The 20,085-nt window shown below is 70.3% G+C and carries 11 protein-coding genes; 8 read left to right on the forward strand and 3 right to left on the reverse strand.

The genetic code is table 11. The features are described from left to right. Positions 1-31 precede the first annotated feature (31 nt). The 3 genes from K344_RS22955 to K344_RS0108360 form a co-directional block, all read right to left on the reverse strand. The gene (locus K344_RS22955; RefSeq protein ID WP_051362051.1) at positions 32-9,061 is read right to left on the reverse strand and encodes a type I polyketide synthase; all 9,030 of its coding nucleotides are present in this window, start codon (positions 9,059-9,061) and stop codon (positions 32-34) included. A 55-nt stretch (positions 9,062-9,116) separates the two neighbouring features. Further along, the gene (locus K344_RS0108355) at positions 9,117-9,932 is read right to left on the reverse strand and encodes a sulfatase-like hydrolase/transferase (protein ID WP_028080288.1); all 816 of its coding nucleotides are present in this window, start codon (positions 9,930-9,932) and stop codon (positions 9,117-9,119) included. Between the two features lie 567 nt (positions 9,933-10,499). After that, complete coding sequence (locus K344_RS0108360) at positions 10,500-11,345, reverse strand: symmetrical bis(5'-nucleosyl)-tetraphosphatase (protein ID WP_028080289.1); 846 nt, start codon at positions 11,343-11,345, stop codon at positions 10,500-10,502. A 98-nt stretch (positions 11,346-11,443) separates the two neighbouring features. Between K344_RS0108360 and K344_RS0108365 the strand changes: the two genes are divergently transcribed. From K344_RS0108365 to K344_RS0108400, 8 genes are all read left to right on the forward strand, one after another. Beyond that, complete coding sequence (locus tag K344_RS0108365; protein WP_028080290.1) at positions 11,444-13,135, forward strand: phosphoethanolamine transferase; 1,692 nt, start codon at positions 11,444-11,446, stop codon at positions 13,133-13,135. Between the two features lie 122 nt (positions 13,136-13,257). Beyond that, positions 13,258-14,991, forward strand: a complete 1,734-nt coding sequence (locus tag K344_RS20845) for a hypothetical protein (RefSeq protein WP_051362036.1) — start codon at positions 13,258-13,260, stop codon at positions 14,989-14,991. A 323-nt stretch (positions 14,992-15,314) separates the two neighbouring features. Further along, on the forward strand, positions 15,315-15,479 hold the full coding sequence (locus tag K344_RS23475; protein WP_084197169.1) for a Flp family type IVb pilin: 165 nt from the start codon (positions 15,315-15,317) through the stop codon (positions 15,477-15,479). 104 nt (positions 15,480-15,583) lie between these two features. Further along, the gene (locus tag K344_RS23480) at positions 15,584-15,754 is read left to right on the forward strand and encodes a Flp family type IVb pilin (RefSeq protein WP_084197171.1); all 171 of its coding nucleotides are present in this window, start codon (positions 15,584-15,586) and stop codon (positions 15,752-15,754) included. Positions 15,755-15,802: 48 nt separating this feature from the next. Continuing rightward, positions 15,803-16,243 (forward strand): prepilin peptidase, encoded by a 441-nt coding sequence (locus K344_RS20850; RefSeq protein ID WP_084197173.1) that lies wholly within the window; start codon positions 15,803-15,805, stop codon positions 16,241-16,243. A 220-nt stretch (positions 16,244-16,463) separates the two neighbouring features. Then, entirely contained in the window at positions 16,464-17,417 is a 954-nt protein-coding gene (gene cpaB / locus K344_RS22960) for a Flp pilus assembly protein CpaB (RefSeq protein WP_028080291.1), read from the forward strand. Positions 17,418-17,430: 13 nt separating this feature from the next. Then, positions 17,431-18,825 carry a type II and III secretion system protein family protein gene (locus tag K344_RS0108395; protein ID WP_245586156.1) on the forward strand — a complete coding sequence of 465 codons (1,395 nt, stop codon included), beginning with the start codon at positions 17,431-17,433 and terminating at the stop codon, positions 18,823-18,825. 63 nt (positions 18,826-18,888) lie between these two features. Next, complete coding sequence (locus K344_RS0108400; RefSeq protein ID WP_028080293.1) at positions 18,889-20,076, forward strand: CpaE/TadZ family protein; 1,188 nt, start codon at positions 18,889-18,891, stop codon at positions 20,074-20,076. The last annotated feature ends 9 nt before the right edge of the window (positions 20,077-20,085 follow it).

Genomic DNA, 20,085 nt, shown 5'->3' on the forward strand with positions numbered 1-20,085 from the left:
CCCGCCGCCGTCGTCCGCTGTCCGCGCGCGCTCAAGCCGAGAGCCCCGGAACGAAGTCGCGATGGCTCGGCGCGAGCTTGTTGAGGCCGGCGCTCATCGTGCTCAGGCCGTCGACGATCGCGATGCGCACGCGGCCCTGCGCGTCGATGATGTCGAGGTCGTAGGCGATGGCGTGCTCGTGCGGCGCGGGCTTGAGGCGCATGACCAGCTTCAGCGGACCCGCCAGCGGGCCGGCGCCGTAGCGCGACACGCTGCCGAAGCCGGCCGGCAGGGCGCCCTTGTCCTGCTGCACGCGCGCCCAGACGAAGGCCAGCTGCGGCGGCACGTCCATCAGGCCCATGTCGAAGACCCAGGCGCCGCCGCCGCCGATGAAGCCGGCGAGCTGCGAGGGCTGCACCGACGCGGCGATGCCGCCGCCGTGCAGTTTCTCGATGCGCTCGATCAGGCGGAAGCGCGGACCGTGGAACAGATGCTCGCGATAGGCGTCGGCCGCCTCGATGGCGACGCCGTCACCCGGCAGCACCGGCGCCTGCGACAGCGGCGCCTCCGGCATCTGCTGCAGCAGCACGGCGGTGGCGCGGTACAGCGGCAGCTTGCGCTGCGCGTCCATGATCTCGACCGTCACCGTCTGGCCGTGCACGTCGGAGTGCGAGGAGGCGCGCGCGCGCAGCTGCACGGCGCGCGAACCGCCGTCGAGCACGATGCCGCCGAGCTGGCGCACGTCACGCATGCCGACCACGTGCCAGCCCGGCCAGGCGGCGCCGACGAACTGCGCCATGTATTCGAGCGCGCCGGCCGCCGGTACCACGGCCTTGCCGTCCATGCAGTGGTCGATCAGGTAGGGATCGCTCTGCAGCGTGAACAGATGATCGAGCGTCATGTTGCCGCCGGGACCCATGCGCAGCGCGTCGCGGATCAGCGGATAGGCGCTCGCTTCGCCGCTCGCCGGCGCCTCGTCGTCCACCGGCTTCGGCGCGAAGTGCCGCCACGGGCCGAAGCCGGCGACGATCTCGACGTCCTGCTTGGTGCCGTAGGCGAGTTCATCGGCGAAGAAGCGGCGGCCGGCGGCGACCGGGATCGGCTCCATGCCTCTGTCGCGGAAGGCGCGCTTGACGCCCTCGCTCGCCATGCCGGCATCCCAGGGGCCCCAGTTGACGGCGAACACGCGCGTCTGCGGCCAGGCGCGCGAGGTCGCCCAGGCGATGCGGTTCAGCGCTTCGTTGGCGGCGGCGTAGTCGCTCTGGCCGCGATTGCCGTAGCGGCCGGCGACCGAGGTGAAGAAGGACAGCCACTTCAGCGATTCCGGCTTGAGCCGGTTCAGCATCACGAACACCGGATCGAGCTTGGTGCCGAACACGCGCGCGAACGACTCCGCGCTCTTGTCCTTGAGCAGCTTGTCCTCGATCACGCCGGCGCCGTGGATCACCGCGTCGATGCGGCCGAGCCGCGCGTAGACGCCGTCGATCGCCGCCGCGAAGGCCTCGGCGTTGCGCACGTCGCAGGCGAGGTAATCGACCTCGGCGCCCTTGGCGCGCAGCTTGCCGAGATTGGCGCGGATCTCGCGGTCCACCAGCAGCGCCGCCACGGCGCGGTCGATGTCGACCGGCTTCGGCTTCTCGCCGCGCGCCAGCGCCGCATCGAGCAGCGCCTTGCGCAGCTCGGCGCCGGTCGCCAGCGTCGCGGTCGCCGCGCTCTCGGCGGCCGGCTCGGCGGTGCGGCCGAGCAGCACGTAGCGCAGGCCCGGCACGGCGAGCTCTTCGAGAATTTCCGCGGTGATGCCGCGCGCGCCGCCGGTGACCAGCAGCACCCAGCCGGCCTCCGGCTTCAGCTGCGGCGCGAAGGCATGCTCGCTCGCGGCCTGCTCGACGGTGACGCTGCCGTAGCGTTCGCCGCCGATCCAGCCGGCTTCCGGCTGGGCGTCGTCGGTCAGCAGCTCGTCGGCCAGCAGCCGCGCGATCTCCTCGTCGCTCTGGCCATCGAAGTCGACCGTGCGGATCTGCGCCTCCGGATACTCGTGGCGCAGACAGTTGGTGAGGCCGGTGACGCCGCCGGCGAGCGGCGCGCCGCCGCCGAAGGCGTCGCGGCCGAAGCTGCCGCCGAGGCGCGTCGCCGCGATCAGGCGGATGTTCGCGAGTTGCGGCTCCAGCGCCCTGGCGGCATGGAACAGGCTCAGCACGCAGCGCGCGCCGAGCTGCTGCCAGGCCGCGGCGCTGGTCGCTTCCTCGCCGACCAGGCCGTGCAGATGCAGCACCGCGCGCGCCGTGCCGTGCTCGGCCTGCGCGCTGGCGATGGCGGCCTGCAGCGCTTCGCCGCGCGCGTCGATGCAGACCGGCGTCAGGCCGCGCGCGGCGAGCAGGCCGCGCAGCGCGTCGCTGACGGCCGCCGGTCCGCCGATGATCAGGGCCAGGCCCTGCAGCGTGACGCGCGCGGCCGGCAGCGGCATGGCCTGCGACTTGATGAGATAGCGCGGAATCGTCGCCGCTGCGGTCGCGATGGCCGGCGCCGCCGGCGCGGCCGTGACGAGGCGCGCCGCCGGCGCGCCGGCAGCCGCCGACAGCTCGGCGTAGGCGTCGACGATCGCCTGCAGCGAGCGAGCCTTGGTGAAGCGCTCCATCGCCGCCTGCATCGCCGCCGCGCTTTCGGCCGGCAGCAGTTTCTGGAAGGCGCCGAGAATCTCGACGCGCTTGATCGAGTCGATGCCGAGGTCGGCTTCGAGATCGGCGTCGAAGGCGAGCATGTCGGTCGGATAGCCGGTGCGCTCGGCGACGATCGCCAGCAGCGTGCCGCGCACATCGATGGCGGGCGCCGCGACCGCCGGCGCCGCCGGTGCGGCGCCGGCGATCCGCGCGAACTCGTCGAGGATGGCGCGCAGACTGCGCGCCTTGGTGAAGCGTTCCATGCGGCCCTGCATGGTTTCCGCGAGCGTGCCCGGCAGCAGCTTCTGCAGGGCGCCGAGAATCTCGACGCGCTTGATCGAATCGATGCCGAGGTCGGCTTCGAGATCGGCGTCGAAGGCGAGCATCTCGGTCGGGTAGCCGGTGCGCTCGGCGACGATGTCGAGCAGGCTGCGCTCGGCGTCGAACGCCACGGCCGGCGCGGCAACGGTGGCGGCCGCGACGGAAGCGGCCGCGGCGGCCGGCATCGCGGCCGGTGCGGCGAGAGCACCGATCGTGCGCGCTTCGGCGAGGATGGCGTTCAGCGAGCGTGCCTTGCTGAAGCGCTCCATGCTGCCCTGCATCTGCGCGCTCGCTTCGGCCGGCATCGCCTTCTGCAGCGCGCCGAGAATCTCGACACGCTTGATCGAATCGATGCCGAGATCGGCTTCGAGATCGGCATCGAGCGCCAGCATCTCGGTCGGATAGCCGGTGCGCTCGGCGACGATGCCGAGCAGCAGGCCCTGCAGGTCGATCGCCGGCGCGCTCGCGGCCGTGGCCACGACGCTGAGCGGCGCGGCGGGCGCCGTGCCGACGGCGGGCAGCGCCGTCGCGGCCGGCACGAAGGCCTGCGCCTCGGCGAGGATCGCATTGAGCGAACGCGCCCTGGTGAAGCGTTCCATCGCCGCCTGCATGGCGCTGCCGGTGTCGCCGGGCAGTGCCTTCTGCAGGGCGCCGAGAATCTCGACGCGCTTGATCGAATCGATGCCGAGATCGGCTTCGAGATCGGCATCGAGCGCGAGCATCTCGGTCGGATAGCCGGTGCGCTCGGCGACGATGTCGAGCAGGGTCTTCCTGGCGTCGAAGGCGACGCCGGTGATCGCCGGCGCGGCGGCGGCGGGCGCGCCGACGGGCGGCACCGCGAGCGGAGCGGCCACGGGCATCGCGACCGGCGCCGGCACGGGTGCCGGCATGGCGCCGGCGACGGTGGGCGCAGCCGCCGGCGGCGCCGGCATCGCGGGTGCCGGCATCGCCGCGCTCGGCGCGCCGCCGAGGAACTGCTGCATCACGCGTTCCTGCAGCGCGAGGAACTGGCGCATGGTCTGCTGGTAGGCCTGCATCGCCTCGGTGCCCAGCGCGCCGCCGACGGCGGGCGCCATTGGCATCGGCGCCGCCTGCGCGACGGCGGCGGTGGCCGGCGGCGGCGCTGCCGCCGGCGCGCGCGCGGCGGCGACGAGCGCTTCGCGCTCGGCCCTGGCCTTCGCGACGGCGGCTTCGGCTTCCGCCTTGCCCAGCTGCGGCAGCGCACCGGTGCGGTATTGCGGATCGTCGAGCGGACGCGCGCAGCCGCCGCTGACCATCCAGATATGCCGGGGCAGGACCTCGGGCTGCGCGCGCGCGGCGAACTGCGCCGGTTCGACGATGGCGATGTCGCGGCCGTCGAACAGGCGCGCGAGATTCAGCGCGACGCCGGCCGTCGTCAGCTCGGCGAGGCCGAGCAGCAGGCCGCGCAGGCCGCCGCCGTTGCCGTCGAGCGAGACGGCGACGTGCGGCTTGCCGGCCAGCGTCTGCCGGGCCATGTTGCTGCACACGCCCTTCGGGCCGAGTTCGACGAACACGCGGGCGCCGGCCGCGTGCATGGCCTCGATCTCGGCGACGAACTCGACGCTGCTCAGCAGGTGTTCGTCGAGCTGGCGCTGCATCTCCTCGGGCCTGGCCGGATAGGGCTTCGCCGTGCTGTTCGAGTAGACGGTGAGCGCCGGCTCGTTGAACGTCGTGGCGTGAATCGCCTGCGACAGCGGCGGCTGCGCGGCGGCGACCAGTTCGGTGTGGAAGGCGCCGGACACCGGCAGCAGCGTGGCGCGCATGCCGGCCGCGTCGCAGGCCTTGGCGGCCGCGGCGACCGCGTCCTTCGGACCGGAGATGACGGTCTGCTCGGGTGCGTTGTGGTTGGCGATCTTGACGCCGGCATACGGCGCGATCGCCGCGGCGATCGCCGCGCGCTGGCCCTGCACGGCGGCCATGCCGCCCGGCACCGACGATTGCGAGGCGCTGGCCATGGCCGCGCCGCGGATCGCCGAGAGCTTGAGGAAATCCGGCGCGCCGAGCACGCCGGCCGCCATCAGCGCGGCATATTCGCCGTAGCTGTGACCGGCCGCCGCCTGCGCGGCGAGGCCGAGGCGCGTGGCGAGCCTGAAATAGCCGAGCGCGAGCGCGCCGATCGCCGGCTGCGCGATGCGCGTGTCGGTGAGCGCGGCGGCCTGCCGCTGCTCGGTCTCGGCGTCGAAGGCCGCGGCCGGCAGGATCCTGCGCGACAGCAGCTCGGGAATCTCGTCGCGCAGCGTGCGGTCGGCGAGTTCGAGCGCGGCGCGCACTTCGTCGAAGTACAGCGCCGCTTCGCGGCCCATGTTGACGTACTGCGCGCCCTGGCCGGGGAACAGCAGCGCGACCTGCGGCGCTTCGGCCGGCGTCGCGCGGCTGAAGCGGATCTGCGGCGGCAGCGGCTTGCCTTGCGCGAGATGGGCGAGCAGCGCGTCGAGATCGGCGGCGAGGCCCTTGAGACTGCTGGCGACGATCGCCACGCTGAGCGGCGCGCCGCGCTTCGCATCCGCCTCGCGCGCCAGCGCGAAGGCGACTTCGGCGAGCGTCAGGCGGCCGCCGTCGCTCTTCAGGGCCGGCAGCAGCTTGTCGACGCTCTGTTTCAGCGCCGCGTCGTCGGCGGCGCGCAGCACGCACAGCTCCGACGACCAGCGGTTGGCGCCGCTCGCCGCCGCGTTGCCCCGGTACTCTTCGAGCACGGCGTGGAAGTTGGTGCCGCCGAAGCCGAAGGCGGATACGCCGCCGCGGCGCGGATGATCCGGATGCGCGATCCACGGCCGCGCATCCTTGAGCAGATAGGCCGGCGAGTTCGGATCGGCGATGGTGTCGATCGGCTTGTCGACGCCGTGATGCGCCGGCAGCACGCGGTGATACAGCGACAGCGCGACCTTGATCAGGCCGGCGACGCCGGCGCTGGCCTTGGTGTGGCCGATCAGCGTCTTCACCGAGCCGAGCGCGACGCTCTTGGCCGGCGCCTGCTCGTCGATCAGCGCGCGGGTGATGGTCTGCGCCTCGGCGCGATCGCCGACCGGCGTGCCGGTGCCGTGCGCTTCGGCGAGGCCCAGCGTCGCCGGCGAGAAGCCGGCCTTGGCGTAGGCGCGGCGCAGCGCGCGGATCTGGCCTTCCGGACGCGGCGCGGTGAGGCCCAGCGCCTTGCCGTCGCTCGATCCGGCGGTGGCCTTGATGACGGCGTAGATGCGGTCACCGTCGCGCTCGGCGTCGGCGAGACGCTTCATGACGATGACGGCGAGGCCCTCGCTGATGGCGATGCCATCGGCGGCCTGGTCGAAGGTCTTCGGCTTGCCGGTCGGCGACAGCGCCTGCGTCTTCGAGAAGCAGAGGAAACCGAACGGCGACTGCACGGTATCGACGCCGCCGGCCAGCACCATCGCGCTGCGGCCCGATTCGAGTTCGTTGACGCCGATGCTGATCGCGGCGAGCGACGAGGCGCAGGCTGCGTCGACCGTGAAGTTGATGCCGCCGAAATCCATGCGGTTGGCGACGCGGCCGGCGGCGACGTTGAGCAGCGAACCGGAGAACGATTCCTCCGTCCACTCCGGCAGACGTTGCCACACCGACGGGTCCGGATTCTCGACGAAGCGCGGCAGCTCGGCGCGCACGCCGTACTGCAGGCCGAGATCGCCGAGACCGCCGCCGGCGCCGAGCACGATCGAGGTGTTGCCGCGATCGTAGCCGCCGTCGGCATAGCCGGCGTCGGCGACCGCGCGGCGCGCGACCTCGAGCGTCAGCAGCTGCATCGGATCGATCGCCTTCATCGACTTCGGCGGAATGCCGAAGCGCATCGGATCGAAGGCGATTTCGTCGAGGAAGCCGCCCCAGCGCGAGTAGACCTTGTCGCGCGCCTTGCGGTCGGCGTCGAAATACAGGTCGGCGTCCCAGCGCGTCTTCGGCACTTCGCCGAGCGCGACGTCCTTGTGCAGCACGTGGTACCAGAACTCGTCGGCGCTGCCGGCCTTGGGCAGCAGGGTGCCGATGCCGATGATGGCGACGTCGGACGGCGCCGCCTTGATCGCGCGTTCGACGCGCGACTCGGAAATCTCCTCGAGCAGGCGCTGGCCGGCGACACAGACGTCGGCGTGCAGCGCCTCGACCTTGACCGGCTCGCGGCGCAGGGTCGCGACCTGGCCGATCATGTACATGCCGTCGCTGAGCTGGCGATCGGCCCCGATCTCGACGACCTTGCCGGATTCGTCGCGGTTGACGCCCTTGGAGGCGATGCGCAGGCGGCCGAGATTGAGCTCCTCGAGAATGTCGCGGATTTCCTCGGCGCTCCTGCCTTCGCGGATCAGGCGGCGGCGCTCGTCGAAGAAGTCCTTGGCGAACTGCGTGTCGGCGCAGCGCGTCGAGTGGCCGGGGCCGGTTTCGAGATTCTTGGTGCGCTCGCAGATCAGTGCCTGCTCCTGGAAGCCGGCGACGACCGCGCCGCTCGACACGATCTCTTCGGTGAACAGGTAGGCCGTGCCCATCAATGCGCCGACCTTCATGCCGCGCGCCGCGAGCGGCGCGGTCATCGCCGCGACCATGGCGCCCGACACCGCATCGTGCACGCCGCCGGCGAACAGCACGTGAATCTCCGATGCTTTGGTCTTCTCGTCGCCCGGCTGCACGTGCTCGAGCAGCACGTCGATCATCTCTTCCCACAGCGTGAAGCTGGCGAGCGGGCCGATGTGGCCGCCGCATTCGCGGCCCTCGAACACGAAGCGCCGGGCGCCCTGTTCGAGATACATCTTCAGCAGCGCCGGCGCCGGCGCGTGGATGTAGGTCTTGATGCCGCGCTTCTCGAACTCGGCGGCCTGGTCCGGACGGCCGCCGGCGATCAGCGCGAACGGCGGCTTGCACTTCCAGATCGCCTCGCACTGCTCATCCCGCAGCGCCTGCGGAATGAAGCCGAGCATGCCGACGCCCCAGGGCTTGTCGCCGATGGTCGCGGCGGTCTGCGCGAGCATCTCGCGCACCTGGTCGCCGCGCATCAGCGCCAGCGCCAGGAAGGGCAGGGCGCCGCCCCTGGCGACCTCGACGGCGAAGGCCGGCGAGTCGGAAACGCGCGTCATCGGGCCCTGCGCGAGCGGGAAGCGCGTGCCGTGCGAGGCGGCGAGGGCGCCGTTCTCGTCGAGGAAGCGCAGCTCGGCGGCCTGATCGATCTGGCGCAGGCTGTCGCGGCGGACCGCCTGCACGAATCTGGCGACGTTGCCGTAGCGGCGGCGGAACGCCGCGGCGAGGCCGATGCCCTGGCCGAGCGGCAGCAGCGTCGAACCGTCCGCGCTCCAGGCGATGCGCGCCGCGGTCTGCTCGCGCCAGGCGTCGAGCGCCAGCAGCGTGCCTTCGGCCTGGCGGTTGTCTTCCTCGGCGGCCTTCAGCACCGGCGAGGCGGGCCGCGCGTAGACGCGGCAGCTGGCGTCGAGCAGTTCGCCGAGCAGCTTGGTTTCGGAGCCGTTGAGACGGCCGAGCTCGTTCTGCAGCGAGCCCGGCAGCGGCGACTCGGCGAGCAGCAGCAGCTGGTCGTCGTAGATCACGCCGGCCGCGCCGGCGGCGCGGCAGGCGGCCGCCGAGTGCACGCCGACGCCGCCCTGCACGACGAGCGGCAGCATGGTCTTGCCGGCCAGCTTCTGCAGCAGGATGTAGCTCGTGTACTCGCCGACCCAGCCGCCGGACTCGTGGCCGCGCGCGACGATGGCATCGCAGCCGGCCGCCCCTTCGAGTCGTGCGTCGAGCTGCGCCGGATCGCTGATCTCGGCCCAGGCGCGGTCGCCGGCGCGCAGGCCGGCGTCCTTGCGCAGCTTCCGGTAATGGTCGGTGCCGGCGAGCACGACGGTGAACGCACGGTCCTCGGCGCTCGCCAGCAGCTTCTTCGCCAGCTCGGCGCTGCCCGGCGTCACGCGCAGGCCGAGCCGCGCATCGGACGAGGCGCACAGCTGCGCGAAATTGCGCTGTGCCAGCTCGGCGTCGCGCGCGAACTCGAGATCGAGCAGGCCGATGCCGCCGGCGCGTGCCGTGGCGGCGGCGATGCCGGCATGCGGCAGGTCGGCGGCCTGCAGGCCGATGACATCGAAGGTCTTGGCGGGGGGCATGCTCACGGGACCTCTCCAGCGTTCAGGCGGGCGTGGCGACGACTGCGGTGGCGGCTCAGCGCTTCTTGCCTTCGAGGAACGGCACTTCGAGCACCTTCTCGTGCACGATCGGGCCGTGGCCGAAGTAGCCGTTCTCGCCGAAGCACTCGCCGTGGTCGGCGGTGATAATGAAATGCGTGTCCTTCGGCGCCTTGGCGATCAGCGCGTCGAGCACGCCGTCGACGTACTCGACGGTCTTGATCTGCTGCAGGTGCAGGTCCCTCATCTGCTTCTCGTCGAAGAACTTGTCCTCGCTGCCCTGGCCGAGCTGGTCGTCCATGCGCTTGAACACGCCGTGCACGCCCGAGATGTGCGGCAGCGACTTCGGGTCGAGCATGTACGGGTAGTGCGTCTCGCCGAGGTTGAGGAAGTGGAAGCTCGGCTCGTCCTCGTCGAACTCGATTTCGTCGACCATGCCGGCGAAGTCGTTGTGGTTGCTCATCAGTTTGTAGTCATCGAAGTACTTGTTCAGATGACTAGCCGGGTTCAGCACCGGCATCGACACGCGGCCGACCGTGCGGTAGCCCTGGTCCTGCAGCACCTTCGGCAGCGACAGGTTCGGTATGAAGCTCTTGAACGACAGGCCGTCGATGCCGAGGCGGTCGACCCACTTCACGAAGTCCTTCTTGTAGACCTCCGAGGCGAACACGTTCTGCGGGCTGTCATGCGGGATCATGCCCATCAGATAGGTGTAGTGCGACGGGCTGGTCCACGAGGCGTAGGCATAGCGCCGCTCGCCGGTGCCGATGCGGTCCATGTTGGGTGTCTTGGCGGCGTGGTAGCTGTCGAAGCGGCAGCTGTCCATGACGATGAAAACCAGGTTGTTGCTCATGAGAAGAAAACGATGCCGGTATGTGGGGGAATCGACGGACAGCGTCCGCCGCCTGAAACGACTACGAATCCCGCGAACGGTGTAGCCCGCTCCGCGCTACGCGCCGTGCGAGAGATGCTGGCTTTACGCGCGCAGCGCGGCTGCTGGCCGTGATTCGGTCGGTGTTGATGCCTGCGGTGAACCTGCTGCCCCATGAAATCTGACCCCGCGTCCGGATGGCCCGGTCCCCACCGGCCGGTGTTGCCATCTGCGTTCTCCCGTGCGTGATGTCGAGCCGGCGCTCGGTCGCCGGCGTCGGAAAGCGCCGTCTTAGTAACGGCCAAGTCTTTCCTTATATTTACACCACACTAGGTACCATGCCGGTCCAGGGTGCATCTATCAGAAAATTCCGGCGCTTGCCTCAGGGTTTGGATATGGTGCCGTAAGCACTGACAACAAGCGGCGGAATGTGCGGAAATCTGCCACGGACTGCCGCTCTGCGCTGTGTCACATGCCTGCCGATTTCACTGAAAACCGGCAAGCCGCCGGCCGTGTCGGAATAGGATCGGACAATAAATCTGAACTGTCCTACGGCAGCGCCGCCATCGGCGTACCCGCGGCGCGCCCGGCCGCGACGTCGAACAGGGCGCCGTCGTCGAGGCGCAGGGCCGTCAGGCGTCCGCCCCAGACGTAGCCGGTATCGAGCCCATGCACCTTGTACGACGGCCAGCGAATCTGGCCGAGCGTTGACCAGTGGCCGAAAATCACCGGCGTGCGCCGCGTGCGCCGGCCCGGCACGGCGAACCAGGGCAGCAAGCCGTCCGGCGCGTCCTGCGGGCCGCGTTTGTAGCGAAAATCGAAACGGCCGGCGGCGTCGCAGACGCGGGCGCGCGTCAAGATGTTGACGGTGCAGCGCGTGCGCTCGATGCCGCGCAGCTGATCCGACCATTGCCGCGGCTCGTCGCCGTACATGCCGTCGATGAAACGGCGACAGCGCGCCTCGTCGCGCAGCACGGCTTCGACCTCGGCGGCCAGCGCCAGCGTGTCGCGCTGCGTCCATTGCGGCGCGAGGCCGGCGTGGATCATCAGCACGCCGTGCGCGGGGTCGCGGTAGGCCATGCGCTGCCGGCGCAGCCAGTGCAGCAGGCGATCGCCGTCCGGCGCGTCGAGCACTTCGCCGAGCCGGTCTTCGGGATCGCCGCGTTCGCCGCGCTGCGCGAGCGCGAGCAGGTGCAGATCGTGGTTGCCGAGCACGCTGACGGCCTGCGCGCCGAGCGCCGAGATGAAGCGCAGCGTCTCCAGCGAATCGGGTCCGCGCGCGACCAGATCGCCGGTCAGCAGCAGGCGATCATCGCGCCGGAAGCGCAGTTTCGCGAGCAGCGCCTGCAGGCCCTGCAGGCAGCCCTGGATATCACCGATTGCGTAAGTGGCCATGCGCGTGCGAATGCGAAACGGACGATCAGTGTAAGAGCGATGGCGCTCCTCATGCTGGCATGATGGCGATTCCTCCACGAGCCGGGCGACAGCAGCCGATGCCGGAACACACGCGTCTCGGAACAGGACTCGGCGTCGGCCTGTGTCTGCTGCTGCTCGGCGCGCTGCTGGTGCCGAACGCGTTCCTCCTGGGCGCCGAAAGCCTGAGCGCCGGCCTGCCCCTGTCGCAGCGGCTGCTGCCGCCGCTGATCGCGCTGCTCAGCGAGCTGCTCCTGCTCGCCGTGCTGGCGCGGCCCTGGCTCTGGCTGCTCGTGCAGCTGCCGTTCCTGCTGTGGCTGCCGGGCGAGTTCTTCTACCTGCACTACTACGGCCTGCCGACGTCGGCGCACGTCCTCGCGATCATCGGCGAGACCAATCGTGACGAGATCAGCGGCTACATCGGCCGCGCCCTGTGGCTGTGGCTCGCCGCTGCCCTGCTGTGGCTGCTGGCACTGCTCGCCGCCCTGCGCTTCCTGCGGCGTGCGCTGCCGCCGCTGCGTCGTGGCCGCCCGCTGTTCGTGGCCGTTCTCGCCGTCGCGCTGCTCGGGCTCTGCCTGGCCTGGCGGCCCGAGGCGAAGGCCGGCGCTCGCGCACCGGGCTTGCGCGAGGTCGTCGTGGACAGCTATCCGCTCGGGATGCCGCTGCGCCTCTACGATCTGGTCCGGCAGCGCCGCGAACTGCGGCGCGCCGCCGAGCGGCTGCGCCGGGCCACGGCCGACGGCACGCGGCAGGCGCCGCTGCCGGCGCAGCCGGAAACCTATGTCGTCGTCATCGGCGAAGCCTCGCGCGCCGATCACTGGCAGCTCTACGGCTATCCGCGCGAGACGACGCCCCTGCTGGCGCGTCGCGCGCAGCTCCTGGTGTTCCGCGACGCCGTATCGGTGACGCCGACCACGCGCACCTCGCTGCCGGTGCTGCTCAGCGGCATGAACATCGACGATCTCGCGACCTGGCGCTACCGGCCGTCGTGGATCAGCGCCTTCAAGGCGGCCGGTTTTCGTGTGTCCTGGCTGTCGGCGCAAATGCCGGTGCCGCGTGACAGCCCGGTCGGCATCTACGCGCAGCTCGCCGACCGCCTCGAGTTCCTCAACAGCGAAGCCGGCGCCGTGCCGGGCACGACCGACGCGGCGCTGTTGCCGGCCTTCGCGCGCGAGCTGCGCTCGCCGCCCGGCAAGCGGCTCGTCATCCTGCACATGATCGGCAGCCACGCGCCCTACCAGCGGCGCTACCCGCCGTCGTTCCAGCACTTCCGGCCGGCGCCGCGCGGCGACGAGGAGCTCGGCATCGTCGAGGCCGGGGTGGACGAGCAGATCGGCAACGCCTACGACAACAGCGTGCGCTACAGCGACGCCGTGCTCGATGCGCTCATCGCGCGGCTGCAGGCGACGCCCGGCGTCAGCGCGCTCTGGTACATCGCCGACCACGGCCAGACGCTGCCGGCGGACGGCTGCGGACGCAGCGGCAACGGCTTCTTCTCGCGCTACAACTTCGAGGTACCGCTGCTGTTCTGGTATTCCGAGCGCTACGCGCAGGCGTTCGCGCCGCGGCTGCAGGCCTTGCGGGCGCGCCAGGCAAGGCCGTTCTCCGCCGCAGGCTTCGCGGCGCTGCTGCGCGAGTCCTTCGGTTTCGCGCCGCCCGCGCCGGCCGATTCGACCGGCGACGCGCCGCCGCGGCTGCTGACCATCGACGGGCGCCGGCAGGTCGATTTCGATCGCGCCTTCCGGACTTCGGCCTGCCGCGCGGCGCCCTGAATGTCGGCGACGCCACGCATGCGCCCCGCAACACCGTCCGTCGCCGCGCCGCGCGCAGCGATCGCCGCCGCCGACCATAATGCGCGCCGCCGCGCCGACCGCGGGATGCCTTGCAGCGCCCCATGAGCCAGATGGAAGCAGAGCCGTCACCGCCGCGCGCCGCGCGCTTCAGCACGCGCAGCCTGCTGTACATCGTCCTGCTGGTCACCGCGCTGGTCTATCTGCCCGGCCTGAACGGCGGATTCCTGTTCGACGATTTTCCGAACATCGTCGACAACCCGGGCGTGCAGCCGCAGCACCTCGATCCGCAGGCGCTGGCGCGCGCCGCGTGGTCGTCGCCCGCGAGCGACTTCAAGCGGCCTCTGGCCTCGCTGAGCTTCGCGATGAACTACCTCGCGACCGGCCTCGACTACCGCTGGATGAAGCTCACCAACATCGCCATCCATCTGCTCAACGGCGCGCTGCTCTACTGGCTGAGCCTGCTCATCCTGCAGGCCGCCGCCGGCACGCCGCCGACGCGCGCCGCCACGCCCGGCCAGGAGCGGCTGGCGCTCGCGATCGCCGGCGCCTGGCTGGTTCTGCCGATCAATCTGACGGCGGTGCTCTATGTCGTGCAGCGCATGGAAAGCTTGGCCAACGTGTTCGTGCTGCTCGGCCTCATCGCCTACTGCCAGGGGCGTCGCGACATGCTCGCCGGCGGTCGCGGCCTGCTGCGCTGCGCGCTCGGCATCGTCGGCGGCACGGCCTGCGGCCTGCTGGCGAAGGAGACGGCGATCCTGCTGCCGCTCTACGCTGCGCTGATCGAGGTCTGTGTCTTCCGCTTCCGCGCCATCGAGCGGCGGTACGACGCTCGCATCGGCCTGCTGCTGCTCGCCGTATTCGTGTTGCCCTTCGCTGCCGGCTTCATCTGGCAGCTGCGCATGGTCCTGCATCCGCAAGTCTGGGTGGAGCGCGACTTCACGCTTGCCCAGCGCCTGCTCAGCGAAGCGCGCATCGTCGTGTCCTATATCGTATGGACACTGCTGCCGACGCCGGGCGCGCTGTCGTTCTTCCACGACGACTTCAGGATTTCGCGCGGACTGCTCGACCCCTGGACGACGGCGCTCGGCATCGCGTTCATCGTTGCGTTGATCGCCGTGGCGCTTGCGCAGCGCCGGCGCCGGCCGCTGCTGTCACTCGGCATCGCGCTGTTCCTCGGCGCGCACACGCTCACGGCGACGATTCTGCCGCTGGAGCTGATCTTCGAGCATCGCAACTATTTCGCCAGTTTCGGTCTGCTGCTTGCCGTGCTGCCGCTGTGCGCCGCGCCGCGCCCGCGCCTGCTGCTGGGCGTGCTCGGCGCGTGGTGGCTGGCGCTGACGGCGATCACCGCCTATGGCTGGGGCGATCAGGTGCGCGTGACCGAGATGCTCGCGGCGCGCGCGCCCGCTTCGCCGCGCGCGCAGCTCACGCTCGGCGAAAGCTACCTGGCGCTGTCGCGGCTGGCGCCGGATGCCGCGGACACGGCGCGCGCGCGCGCGGCCTTCGAGCGTGCCGCCGCCTTGCCCGGCGGCTCCAGCCTGCCGGACAGCTACCTCATCACCATGCACGCGCGCCTCGGCCTGCCGATCGAAGAGCGCTGGTGGACCGGGCTGCTGGCGCGCCTCCGGGCGAAGCCCTTGCGCGGCGAGGACATCGGCAGCCTCGAACTGCTCGTCGCCTGCGCCGGCGAGGCGCGCTGCGCTCTGCCGCCGGACCGCGTGGCGGAAGCCTTCGCGGCGGCGCTCGCCTGGCCGGGACCGTCCGCGCGCCTGCGCGCGGCGTATGCGCGATATCGGGCGATCGCCGATGGCGCGCCGGACCGCAGAGCGGATTGAGCCGCCGCGTCCCGGCGGCCGTCGTGGCGGCAATCAAAACACGGGCACCGCGCGGCGCTCCGGGCGCCGCAAACTGCAGCGCCAGGCCGTCGGCGCTCTACGTTCCTCGCGCTATTTCGAAATAAAAGTAGGAAAAATCCTACTTCTTCGCTTTTCGAAGCTTTTCTCCAAAAGCCTCACCGATGAGCGGTAGCGATCAGGGCGTCCGGCTGCTTTGCCTCGGCGTCAGCGATAACGGATAGTAATTCCGCGGTCCTTGAGGGATCGGGTTGATCGGAGCCAATCCGGTCCGGGATGTGGGAACTACTTTCAGGAGTGATGCCATGTTGAACAAGGTTACCGAGTTTCTGCGCGACGAAGAGGGCGCGAGTGCGGTCGAGTACGGTCTGATCGTGGCGCTGATCGCCGTGATCATCGTCGGTGTCGTGACGCTTCTCGGCACGAACGTGAAGGGCATTTTCACGCACGCCAGCAATTCGATTAAGTAAGCGAAAAGCGGGAGACGGCGCGACGGGTCGGCTCGTCGCGCGCTCCCGAAACCGGCCGGGCCGCTCGCCCGGTGCCGAACAGCTTGTTTTCCAGGAGTGATGCCATGTTGAACAGAATCGCGGAATTCATGCGCGATGAGGAAGGCGCCAGCGCCGTCGAGTACGGTCTGATCGTGGCGCTGATCGCGGTCATCATCGTCGGTGTCGTGACGATTCTCGGCACCAACGTGAGAGGCGTTTTCAACCACGCCGCGAACTCGATCGGTGGCGGCTAGTCCGCGCCGGAACCGGGATGCGGGCGCCGCAGCCATGGCGAACCGCCGGTGATCGTCGCACTGCTCCTGAGCGTCTGGGCCGCAGCGATCGCCGGATTCGACTGGTGGCGCCGAAAAGTCCCGAATGCGGCCTTGGTCCTGACCCTCGTTCCCGCAAGCTTGGCCCTGGTTTTCCAGGGCCAAGGCTTGTTGGGGCAGCGCTGGCAGGACAGTCTGCTGGGCATGGCGATCGCTTTTGCGCTGGCCTTGCCGGGTTATCTGCGCAGGGGTCTCGGCGCAGGCGACGTCAAGTTCGCTGCCGTGCTCGGCCTGCTGCTCGGTACCGCGCGCAGCTTCGAGATGCTGCTCGGCGCCGCGATCCTGATGGGTTGCGTCGCCGGCGTGATGCTGCTGCGCGGCGCGCGCGGCAGCGCCAAGTTTCCGGCCGCGCCGATGCTGGCGGCGGCATTTGTCGTCGAGGTGTTTTGCGGGCCGATGTTGAGTTTGTGAGCGGTGCGGCGGGCGGCGCCGATGTCCGGTGCGAATCCGCCGATACCGGTGCCGATTCTGTCTTGTGGAGTCGATAGACTGCGCACGAGGAAGCGGAGCGGGCAGGCCGCATGAGCGCGGGTCCTCATGAGGTGCGCGCCGTGGGGTGTACGGGTGGCGACCACGGCCGCGGGCGGGACGGCGGAAAGTCACCGGATGGCGGCAACAAAGGGGAACCCATATGAGCAGTACCGCGTTGAAGATCTTCGCTGCGGTTTCGGTGCTGGCGGCCATCATCCTGGCGGCGGTCGGTTACCGGATGAGCCGCGAATACGCGCAGAAATCCGAAGCCGCGCAGCAGCAGGTCAAGCAGCAGGAAGCGCAGCAGTCGCTGGCCGTGGTCGCCGTCAAGCCGCTGGCGGCCTACCAGCCGATCGCGCGCGATGACGTCGCGCTGGTGCCGGTCTCGGTCAGGCCGGGCGATCCGTTCACGTCCATCGACGAAGTCGTCGGCAAGGCGCCGCTGATCGACGTCGATGCCGGCGCGCCGGTCACGCGGCGCTACTTCCGCGAGGGCAATCTGCTGACCAGCGCGATTCCGGCCGGCTTCCAGGCCGTCGCCATCACCACCAGCGACGTGCTCGCGGTCGGCGGCTTCCTGCGGCCCGGCGACGTGGTCGACGTGCTCATCTATCTGCACGACGGCAACGACGTGCCGAAGTCGCAGTCGCGCGTGCTGCTCAAGGACGTGCGCGTGCTGGCCTATCTCGACCAGCTCGTCGACCGGCCGCAGGGCGTCGACGACAAGAACCGCAACCAGCAGCCGCCGCGCACCGCGGTGCTGGCGATCTCGGAGAAGGACACCACCAAGCTGATGCTCGGCTCCAGCGTCGGCGAACTGCGCCTGGCCCTGCATGGCAAGGAAGGCAGGCCGGGCGAGACGACGCCGGCGGGCGGCGACGACGCCGGCGTCGCGGCCGCGCCGCTCGCCGGTCCCGACGTGCCGAGCTGCGAGCCGAAGCCCGGCGCTAAGCCGCCGGAATCGCCGACGGCCTGCGGGCCCGACCGCATCATCACGACCGAAGAGCTGGGCCACATCAAGAATGCGCGAGGGCGGGTCGGCGGCGACGGTGCGCCGGTGACGCGCATCGAGGTGATCCGTGGCAATGAACGCGTCTCCGTAACGGCGAAGTAAAGGACGACCGCAGATGAACAAGAACATGCAAACCGTGCGCGCCGGTGGACTGCTCGCGGTACTGGTGGCGACGTTGGTCGTGCTGTGCGGCGCCGGTGCCGCGCAGGCGCAGAGCGCCGGCCAGGGCGGGCAAAGCCAGCCCCTGCTGATCGTCGAGCAGGGCACGCACAAGCTGTTGCGCGCCAATGCCGAAGTCACGCGCGTCGCGGTCGGCAATCCGGCGACCGCCGACGTCAGCGTCGTCAACCGCCGCGATCTGCTGCTCAACGGCAAGTCGCTCGGCATCACCAGCCTGATGGTCTGGGTCAAGGGCAAGCCGGAGCCGCGCCAGTACATCGTGCGCGTGCAGCTGCCGGTCGATCCGCTGAAGGCGAACGTGCCCGATCCGGAGCTCGGCAACGCCGTGGTCGATCCGGGCCGCGGCGTCGAGGGCAAGCTGCCGAACCTGCTGGCGCATCGCCGTGCGCAGCTCGGCGCCGCCGCGCAGAAGGACGGCCAGATCGCCGACCGCAGCAGCATCGAGCTGGAATCGCAGGTGCTGACGGAAGTGAAGATCGCCGAAGTGTCGCGCAAGACCCTGCAGCGCTACGGCTTCAGCTGGGTGCTCAGCAATCCGAAGGCCTCGCAGACCTCCGGCGGCGTGTCGGCGCCCGGCACGCTGAGCGGCGTGGACTTCAGCCCGACCAGCGCCGGCCTCGAAGGTACGCTGAGCAGCGCGCTGTCGGACGCCTTCAGCATCGTGGTGTCGGATGCCAGCAGCAACATCACGGCGCTGCTCAGCATGCTGGAAGGCAAGGGACTCTCGCACACGCTCGCCGAACCGAGCCTGCTGGCGACCAGCGGCCAGACCGCGACCTATCTCGCCGGCGGCGAGTTCCCGGTGCCGGTCAGCCAGGGCGGCGGCTCGGCCGCCGGCGCGGCGGCGATCACCGTCGAGTACAAGGAATTCGGCGTGCGCCTGGCGCTGACGCCGACCGTGCTGGCGCGCGACCGCATCGCGCTGAAGGTGGCGCCCGAGGTCAGCGATCTCGATTTCTCGGCCGGCATCCAGATCGGCGGCGTCGCCGTGCCGGCGCTGACGGTGCGCCGCACCGACACCTCGATCGAACTCGGCGACGGTGAAACCTTCGTGATCTCCGGCCTGGTCAGCACCAGCCTCACCGACAGCGTCAACAAGGTGCCGTGGCTCGGCGACGTGCCGGTGCTCGGCGCGTTCTTCAAGTCGACGACGCTCGATCGCACCGACAAGGAGCTGATCATGGTGGTCACGCCGCATCTGGTGCGGCCGGTGGCCAAGGGCGTGGCGCTGCCGAAGCTGCCGGGCGACCAGTACAACGGCAAGACGCCGAATCCGGCGTGGAATGTCTTCCTCGAGCGCGGCAAGTTCGATTCCGGCTTCAGCCGCTGATCGCACGCGCATGAAATGCCTGCCGCTACAATCGCCGACCCAGGATTGCTCACGGAAGAGAACATGAAAACGCAGGCCGTCGTCATTGCTGACGATCCCGTCTATCTGAGCTGGCTCGAGAACGCCGCCGGCAGCAGTGCCGAGTTCTCGCTGATCCGGCCGCTCGATGCCGAGGACCTGGTCGAGCGCGTGCAGGTGATGGGACGTGTCGACGCGGCCTTCTTCCAGTTCGAGCGCGGCAATCTCGACGCGCGCCTGTCGATGATGGAGCGCCTGGTCGAGCGCGCGCCGGACATCGCCGTCGCCGGTCTCGGTGCCGACAGCAATCCGGACGTGGTGCTGGCGGCGATGCGCGCCGGCGCGCGCGATTTCTTCGTGCTGCGGCGTGACGAGGCCGACGTCGCCGCGCTGCTGTCCAAGCTCCTGCGGCGCAGCCAGGCGGCGCCGCGCGGCCAGCAGAAGCAGGGCCGCCTGTTCAGCGTGTTCGCCAGCCAGCCGGTCGACTCGGTGGGCTTCGTCGCGGCGCATCTGGCGCTGGCCTGCGCCGAGCAGCTGCCGAAGGCGGAGCCGACGCTGCTGATCGACGTGGCGACGCCGCCCGGCTCGAGCGCGATCTTCCTCAACATCGCGCAGTCGTACAGCGTGCTCGACGCGATCAACGACGTCTATCGCTGCGACCAGACGCTGGTCGACACCGCCTTCTCGCGGCATGCCAGCGGCATCTATCTGCTGAGCCTGCCGGAAGATCTGATCGGCCGTCCGCAGTTCGTGTTCGACGACTTCCTCAAGCTGCTGCAGGTGCTGCGCACGCTGTTCGGCTGCATGGTGGTCGCCTTCGACGCGCACTGGCCGATCGATTGCGTGGCCGGCGTGCTCGGCCAGGCCGACCGCTCGCTGCTGCTGTCCGACCAGTCGATCATCAAGTCGCGGCACAGCAAGTACCTGCTGCGCGCGCTGCGTCTCGAGGACTGCCCGCTCGACCGCACCGCGCTGCTCGTCGACCACTATCACAAGCGCCAGGGCCTGGAGCCGGAGAATCTCGCCGAGATTCTCGACCTGCCGCTGTACGGCCGCCTGTCGGCGAGCGTCGGCCATGGCCGCATCCAGGCGATGAACGCCGGCGAAGCGATGTTCGCGATCGCGCCGAAGGAGCCGTTCTGCGCCGACGTGCGCGCGCTCGCTTCGGCGCTGCTCGGTGCGCAGGCGCGCATGGAGGTTCCGAAAGGCGGGCTTTCCCGTCTCTTCGGATAAGCCGCAGTG

Origin of the sequence: Solimonas soli DSM 21787 (assembly GCF_000474945.1) — a bacterium.
Taxonomy (GTDB): domain Bacteria; phylum Pseudomonadota; class Gammaproteobacteria; order Nevskiales; family Nevskiaceae; genus Solimonas; species Solimonas soli.

Bases quoted from the DNA above. Each gene is read 5' to 3' on its own strand.
- K344_RS22955 (WP_051362051.1), bottom strand. From the start codon at position 9,061: ATGCCCCCCGCCAAGACCTTCGATGTCATCGGCCTGCAGGCCGCCGAC.
- K344_RS0108355 (WP_028080288.1), bottom strand. From the start codon at position 9,932: ATGAGCAACAACCTGGTTTTCATCGTCATGGACAGCTGCCGCTTCGAC.
- K344_RS0108360 (WP_028080289.1), bottom strand. From the start codon at position 11,345: ATGGCCACTTACGCAATCGGTGATATCCAGGGCTGCCTGCAGGGCCTG.
- K344_RS0108365 (WP_028080290.1), top strand. From the start codon at position 11,444: ATGCCGGAACACACGCGTCTCGGAACAGGACTCGGCGTCGGCCTGTGT.
- K344_RS20845 (WP_051362036.1), top strand. From the start codon at position 13,258: ATGAGCCAGATGGAAGCAGAGCCGTCACCGCCGCGCGCCGCGCGCTTC.
- K344_RS23475 (WP_084197169.1), top strand. From the start codon at position 15,315: ATGTTGAACAAGGTTACCGAGTTTCTGCGCGACGAAGAGGGCGCGAGT.
- K344_RS23480 (WP_084197171.1), top strand. From the start codon at position 15,584: ATGTTGAACAGAATCGCGGAATTCATGCGCGATGAGGAAGGCGCCAGC.
- cpaB (WP_028080291.1), top strand. From the start codon at position 16,464: ATGAGCAGTACCGCGTTGAAGATCTTCGCTGCGGTTTCGGTGCTGGCG.
- K344_RS0108395 (WP_245586156.1), top strand. From the start codon at position 17,431: ATGAACAAGAACATGCAAACCGTGCGCGCCGGTGGACTGCTCGCGGTA.
- K344_RS0108400 (WP_028080293.1), top strand. From the start codon at position 18,889: ATGAAAACGCAGGCCGTCGTCATTGCTGACGATCCCGTCTATCTGAGC.